The following is a 6,439-nucleotide window of genomic DNA, read 5'->3' as shown; positions in this document are numbered from 1 at the left end:
TTGTTTCTTTGTTGTGGTAAACATTAGAGTAAGGCGTTGCTTATTTTTTTCAATGGTTCCTCAATTCTATACAGCCCCTAATATAAACGGTATTCCTATGTTTAGGAATAGCGATATTTTGCGCTTTATTGAAAGTCAGCAATCAGTTAGCGAGGGGGTTTAATCATGACTATTACAGCCACCACCATCGCCCCAGTGACCAACGAGCCAGCACCTAAGACACAGATAGAGATTGTTAGAGCGCACCTGATGACAGGGGCAACGATCACCACATGGGACGCATACCGCCTTTATCAAATCACATGCCTAGCCCAGCGCATACATGACTTAAGAACCGCAGGGCTAACCATTCAAAGCGAGATAGTCACGCACAATGACAAGCGTTTTTCAGTCTATTGGCTTGATGAACAAACACTACTTGAAAGCGAATTATCTAACAGTGAGGTGAACTAAATGAATAACCACCCTAGCATATCAATCGACACCCCAGCCAGCCGCCTAGTGACTGTGGATAGCCTTTACTTACGTCTTATGAATGACCGCGTACAAGATATTTATATTAATACTGACCATCTAGCCACCGCGCTAGATGCTATCAATACAAAAGATGATGTTAGTCAAGGCGTACTTGTGGCAGTCAAAGCCGCACTTTATGCCAATAGCGAGCTGGCAGGTATTGTTAGCGAGATGTTTTGTGAGCACGCATTACCGTACCAAGCGGAGGCAACAGACCATGAGTAATAACACTTTTATAAATGAAGTAATGGACGGGCTAAAAAAAGAGGGTTTTTTGATGATACCTGATGACTTTATAGACCAGTTGATCACTACTTTACACGCCAATGTAACCATTATTAATACCATGACAGAACTTGCAGAGCTAGAAACCAAAATGTTAGGCAGCTTTTTACCGACAGGCAGCCGACAAGTGGAGTCATTAAAAGAGCTATCGAAAAACATAGCAGAAATCGCCTTTAACGTGGAGGACGTAAGAAATGATCAAAGATAACAGAACCAATCTAACAACCAGCCACGGGCCGCACAGTGGCAACCAGCCACCTAAACAAAGTAAGCGTAGTTTTACTGGCTTTTTATCAGTCATGGCTTGTTTGTTAATGCTGCTACTAATCGCCTCATGCCAGCCCGTCAACGTCCAAACATTCATAAAATCAAAGGTAACTAATCATGCATAACTCAATTACAACTACTCAAACGAGCCAGCGCAAAGTTATAGACCTTACCAATAAAGATGATGACGAAGTAATTTTAATGCCGTCTATCATGCTATCGGATATTGCATGTGATATTAATGCCGCTGCTACTGCATTGCATGACATAGGGCAACTGCTACACCTTATCGCTACCCGTCAAATAGAACCCCATGCCGCCATAGCATTGGCCCGTCTATCGCAAGATGCCGCCGATACTTGGATTAATCTGCTTTACAGTCAACTGGACATTATCAACGAACCATTAGCCCAAACAGGTTTTGGTAAGGTAGATGCTTGTGCCTACTGATAACGATAACCCTAAAACCTTTATGGACGCTCAACTTGCCTATGCAAAGTCAAAGCATGGTAAAGAGCAGAAAAGAAAAGACACGCAAGGCGGCCGTTACTATCAAATCAAACGGGCAGCGGACAAGATGCAGCATTCATATGATGATGACGGCAAGGAGGGCAAACGATGACCACACCAACAGACAGCCAAGAAAAAACCCATGCTGATAACATGGGCGGCTTCATAGGTTATATTGCTGATATTGATAATGCGACACCTGAACAACGCGCTCAAGATGCCAATATAAGCCAGTTGGACAGCTTGCAGCATGATTTAGGACTACCAACCAATCACACTGATAAAACGCGTTATCTACACGATGATATTAGCATGAGGGGCGGCAATAGCAAAGGCGATAAGCTACCTAATACCAAAGGCAGGTATGGCCTTATTATGGTCAACAATAAAGCTGAACCAGTCAACATGGCAGCACGAACAGCAAACAATGATAACGAGCCGCCAATCATATCGGACACCACACAAGCAGGCGCGTATGCTATTGGACCAATGAGCCATGATAGTGACTGGTGGCTAGTGACCAGTTTAAGCGATCAGGTCATGCTATATGCAGCCCTTGCAATGAATGACCCTAATGTCACTGTATTTTCATGCCTTAATCAAAGTATGTTTGATATGACGTTAAGACACCTTAGCGAAGTCAAAACCATTCATATCATAGACACGGCCCAGCACAAAGACACATTAATGAGCCGCTTATCAGGTGTGAATGCTATTGCTCATATAACGATAGATACTATTATTAGCAGATTGCATGATGGTGACTTGATAGGCGACCTTATTACAGATGCGGACACTATCGACTTATCAGTATTGGCATGGGGAAAGCTCGGCGATATAGCAGATCAACACAGCAAAGCCACACCCTATCCAGTAGAAGCATGGGGCAAAGAGGGCGAAATATTAAGAGATGCTTTAACGGCTATTACCTATCATTCACAGGTACAGCCAGCAATGGCAGGGCAATGCATACTAGGGGCAAGTGCTACGACCATTCAGCAATATATAAACGCGCCTTATGCCTTAGGTGATTATTTTATGCCAGTATCACTATTTTTACTCACTGAGGGCGACAGTGGCAGTGGTAAAAGCCGAACCGTAAAACTTAGCCATAAAGAGCTTGTTAATTATCAAAACGATAAGCGCAAAGAGTATCAAACGCTTAGAGATGAATGGTTAGCCCAAAAAGCCAGCACACCCAAAAAAGACCTAGAGCTATGGTTACTAGAAAACCCCAAGCCTAAGCAAGCCATAATTTTGGTTAAGTCTGGCACTATTCAAGGCTTTTTAGACAATATGCTTATTGGTAATACTAAAGATATAGCATGGTCAACGGCTGAGGCTGCATTATTTTTAAGCGGTCATAGTTTAACCAGTGATACGGCAAAAAGTAACATAAGCCAGCTATGTGATATATGGAGTGATGGATCGTTTGATAGGCTGTTATCACCGCGCTATGACACCATAGAGCAAAACAGCATGAATGGGGTTAGGTTCACTTTAGACTTGCAAGGGCAGCCACCAGTTATCGCACCAGCGTTAAATGATGAGGCTATGAATGGGCAAGGCTTACTACCTCGTTTTCTGTTTGCCTTTCCTGACAATATGAACGGTCAAATCGTTTATAACACTGATGAACGGCTAGACGCTAAACCAGAGCAAGACCCAAGATTACAGGCTTACTGGCAACGATGCCGAACGCTGCTAGACCCCATTGCTGATAGTGTAGATAGAGATAATGAGGGCAATATTATCCGCTTTAATATGCCCTTTAAGAATAGGCAGGCTAGAAAGGCTTTAGCTAATTATCAAACCGATAAAGAAAGCCAGTTATGCAAAGGCGGTAAGTTAGAGAAATACGCAAGCTATGCCAGACGCTTACATGAAAATGCCAGCCGTATCGCCTCAATACTTGCTTACTTTGATGGTAGACGCTTTATAACCGCTGATGACATACATAAAGCATCAAAACTGACTGACTACTCGATAAGCGAGCGCATGCGCTACACGGACAAGCCCCAAGCTGGTGATAATGATGCTCAAAAGTTAATCAGTTGGCTAGTCAATTACTGTAATAGGCAATCGGTTAAGGAGCTGGCTTATTCAACGGCTCAAAGCAAAGTTATCCCTAAGCACTTACGGCAAAAGCATAACTTTGAATTGATAGCTGAGGTATTAGAAAGCGAGGGGTATATTAAGATCATAACCAATGGCAGGGCTAGAACCATACAGGTAAGACCTGAATTATTAGAGGCTAAGTAGGGGGAAAACTAGGAAAGTGGGAAAGCAAACGCTATATGGCTTGTTATTCCTACCTTAGCCAGCTTTCCTATATTTTAACCCATTAGGCAAGTGGGGAAAGTGAACGGTTTAAAGACTGCTAACTTTCCTTACTTGCCTTTTTACTTTTAAAAGGGGAAAACTCTATAACCCATATATACCAATGCTTTAGAAGCTCACTTTCCTACTTTCCCCATTTTCCCCACCTATGCTATTCCTATGTTTATATTATCTATTGCAGCTGTCAAAGGTTAGCAATGCATGAGATTAAATATACTCATCATGTTATGATAAAGATGAATTTTACTAATTATTTAGATAACAATTAGAGATCATCATGCCAGCCATTGCCACTACTCGCAGCCTTAGCGACTATTCAAAGATTAATATCTCAACATATCGCGATAAGTTAAAACAAGCAGCCGAACCTTTTTTAGATCTTAGTTATCAATACCGTGGCAAGGCTTATGACTACTCTATTCAAGTATCAAAGACCCCATGCAACTATGGCGGCTATCGTCATTGGTTTATGTGCCCGTCATGCTCGAAGCGTACAAGCGTCTTATATTTTGCTGCTACTTACTTATGCAGGCATTGTATTGGTGCTAATTATCAATCACAGCTACAGCAACCCATTGACCGCCTATTCAGTCGCTTGCATGCGATTAGACAGCGTTTAGGCTGGCAAGCAGGGATTGCTCACGGTATTGGTGAACGACCTAAAGGAATGCACCACAGCACGTATAACAAGCTGGTGAATGAGCATGAGCAGCTAACAGCTAAGGTATGGCAATCTACACTTGATAAACTACATTGCACCCATTGAGGCTAAAAGATGCGACTACCTGACATTAACGACTTGATCCAAGACTTACAGCTTGCAAAGCAGATAGCGATTGAGGATAGAAACCCAAACGCCTTAATCATGGCCACCATTAGCCAAGCTAAATTACTAGGATTAGATAAGCCACAGATTAGAGATGTTAATGCCGATGCTGTGCAGTCAATCAGTGATCTAATGAACGAGCTATCAAGCGATGAGCATACAAGGGCGGTAACTTATGAAAGTAACAGTTAATGACTTAATAAAAGAATTGGACGATGCAAGACAGACAGCCAAAGAAAACGGCCAAGCGTCTGCTATGGTGGCATCAATACTAGCTAAGGCTAAATTACTAGGACTTGATAAAGCAGACAGCGAACTTAATAACGAACCACAGCCAGTACAAATCATAGTTAATGTTAAGAACGCTCGCAAACCTGACAGGTAATAAACTGGTACGTTATGAAAATAATCAAAGTAATTCATCTAATTTTATCTTTAAATAAGAGTTAGATAAAAACTATCATGTACCACATTATGTACCAAATATTTAAATATCATCATAAAATACTTTTAAATCAATAAGTTAAACACAAAGAAAAGCCCCGAACCTAGGGCGATTGGTTCGAGGCTCTAACGCTTCATGTTGTTGTTATTATCTCTTCCATGTTGACTCATCCTAAGTCATAAAAAGCATCTTGCAAAATAACAGGTAACCTGCTCTTTTTATTGATACTTTCTCAACACTGTATCCTTACATATCCTTGTGTTGATGGCTGTATTGTAAGACAGTTGACTTGTTACGGCTAGAGGTTAAAGACCTTAATTAACGTAAGCATATGCTTACGTTTTTAAAGAAGCTCTGAAAACATTATGACTCAAAATTCTGACAGCCTATTAGCCTAAATTTGGCTGCTTTTCTGCATGCTCCTTTGAAACTTTTTCTCCTTCTTTTTTCCCTTCTTCTATTTTACTTTCTGTTTCTTTAATATCTTCTGCTTCGGCAGTCGGTGTATTTTGCGCTTGTTGACTGGTTTTTTCTGGTTCGTACTGTAGTGTTGTCATCACAGGAAAATGATCTGAGCCAATAGAAGGTAGTCGCTGAATATCTACGACGGTAAAGCAAGCACTATGAAAAATGTGATCTAATGCCCAACGTAAAAAGGGATAGTCAGCATGGAAGGTGTTGATAAAATGTCGACCAATACGTGGGTCAAGTAGCCCCGAGATACGTTGAAAACGACGCGTCGTCTTTGACCATGCTACATCATTGAGATCCCCTGCCAATATCGCCGTTTGATTATTTTCTTTGATGTGCTTGCCAACCATTAAGAGCTCTGCATCACGAGTGGTTGATTTGTCCGCTTCAGTCGGGCTTGGCGGCATAGGATGCAAGCAATACAACCAAATCACGCGACCATTTTGCAGGCGCAGCTGTGAATGAACAGAAGGTATGTCATCAATCATCAGATATTTGACGACAGGATCAATCAGTTCGAGCTTAGAATATAGATGCATACCATACAAATTATCCAATGGAACTTTTACCGTATAAGGGTAATCAGGCTCTATTTGATGTAAGGCTGTTTCCCACTTTTCATCACTTTCTAGTATGACCAAAACATCTGGTTCTTTTCGCTGTACCAAATTAACCAGTTTTTGTGTTTGATCGTTAGGTGTCAAAACATTTGAAATCATGATTTTGAACCGCCCCGAGATTGTCGGAGACTCAACTTTCTGAGAGAATACGACAATGAA

At 41.5% G+C, this 6,439-nt stretch carries 10 protein-coding genes; 9 read left to right on the top strand and 1 reads right to left on the bottom strand.

Annotated features, from left to right (window positions below):
* Positions 1-165 precede the first annotated feature (165 nt).
* From EI164_RS14015 to EI164_RS13975, 9 genes are all read left to right on the top strand, one after another.
* The gene (locus tag EI164_RS14015) at positions 166-453 is read left to right on the top strand and encodes a helix-turn-helix domain-containing protein (protein ID WP_192520546.1); all 288 of its coding nucleotides are present in this window, start codon (positions 166-168) and stop codon (positions 451-453) included.
* Positions 454-741: a hypothetical protein gene (locus EI164_RS14010; protein ID WP_192520545.1), complete on the top strand. Its 288-nt coding sequence runs from the start codon at positions 454-456 to the stop codon at positions 739-741.
* Positions 734-1,009 (top strand): hypothetical protein, encoded by a 276-nt coding sequence (locus EI164_RS14005; RefSeq protein WP_192520544.1) that lies wholly within the window; start codon positions 734-736, stop codon positions 1,007-1,009. The genes EI164_RS14010 and EI164_RS14005 overlap by 8 nt, the downstream gene beginning before the upstream one ends.
* A gap of 176 nt (positions 1,010-1,185) precedes the next feature.
* Positions 1,186-1,518: a hypothetical protein gene (locus EI164_RS14000; RefSeq protein WP_192520543.1), complete on the top strand. Its 333-nt coding sequence runs from the start codon at positions 1,186-1,188 to the stop codon at positions 1,516-1,518.
* Positions 1,508-1,690, top strand: coding sequence for a hypothetical protein (locus tag EI164_RS13995; RefSeq protein ID WP_192520542.1), 183 nt, complete (start codon positions 1,508-1,510; stop codon positions 1,688-1,690). The genes EI164_RS14000 and EI164_RS13995 overlap by 11 nt, the downstream gene beginning before the upstream one ends.
* A complete protein-coding gene (locus tag EI164_RS13990) occupies positions 1,687-3,840 on the top strand; it encodes a DUF3987 domain-containing protein (protein WP_192520541.1) in 2,154 nt (717 codons plus the stop codon). Before EI164_RS13995 ends, EI164_RS13990 begins: the two co-directional genes overlap by 4 nt.
* 355 nt (positions 3,841-4,195) lie before the next feature.
* Positions 4,196-4,684, top strand: coding sequence for a hypothetical protein (locus tag EI164_RS13985; RefSeq protein ID WP_192520540.1), 489 nt, complete (start codon positions 4,196-4,198; stop codon positions 4,682-4,684).
* 9 nt (positions 4,685-4,693) lie between these two features.
* The gene (locus tag EI164_RS13980; protein ID WP_192520539.1) at positions 4,694-4,936 is read left to right on the top strand and encodes a hypothetical protein; all 243 of its coding nucleotides are present in this window, start codon (positions 4,694-4,696) and stop codon (positions 4,934-4,936) included.
* Positions 4,920-5,129, top strand: a complete 210-nt coding sequence (locus tag EI164_RS13975; protein ID WP_192520538.1) for a hypothetical protein — start codon at positions 4,920-4,922, stop codon at positions 5,127-5,129. Before EI164_RS13980 ends, EI164_RS13975 begins: the two co-directional genes overlap by 17 nt.
* Before the next feature lie 449 nt (positions 5,130-5,578).
* On the opposite strand, the gene EI164_RS13970 is transcribed toward EI164_RS13975, so the two are convergent.
* Positions 5,579-6,439 (bottom strand): endonuclease/exonuclease/phosphatase family protein (locus EI164_RS13970; protein WP_192520537.1); only part of this gene is annotated, 861 nt, incomplete at its 5' end.

It is taken from the genome of Psychrobacter sp. FME13 (genome assembly GCF_014861395.1).
Lineage (GTDB): Bacteria > Pseudomonadota > Gammaproteobacteria > Pseudomonadales > Moraxellaceae > Psychrobacter.
Note: the sequence above shows the minus strand (reverse complement) of the source record. Positions and strands in the feature narration are given on the sequence as shown.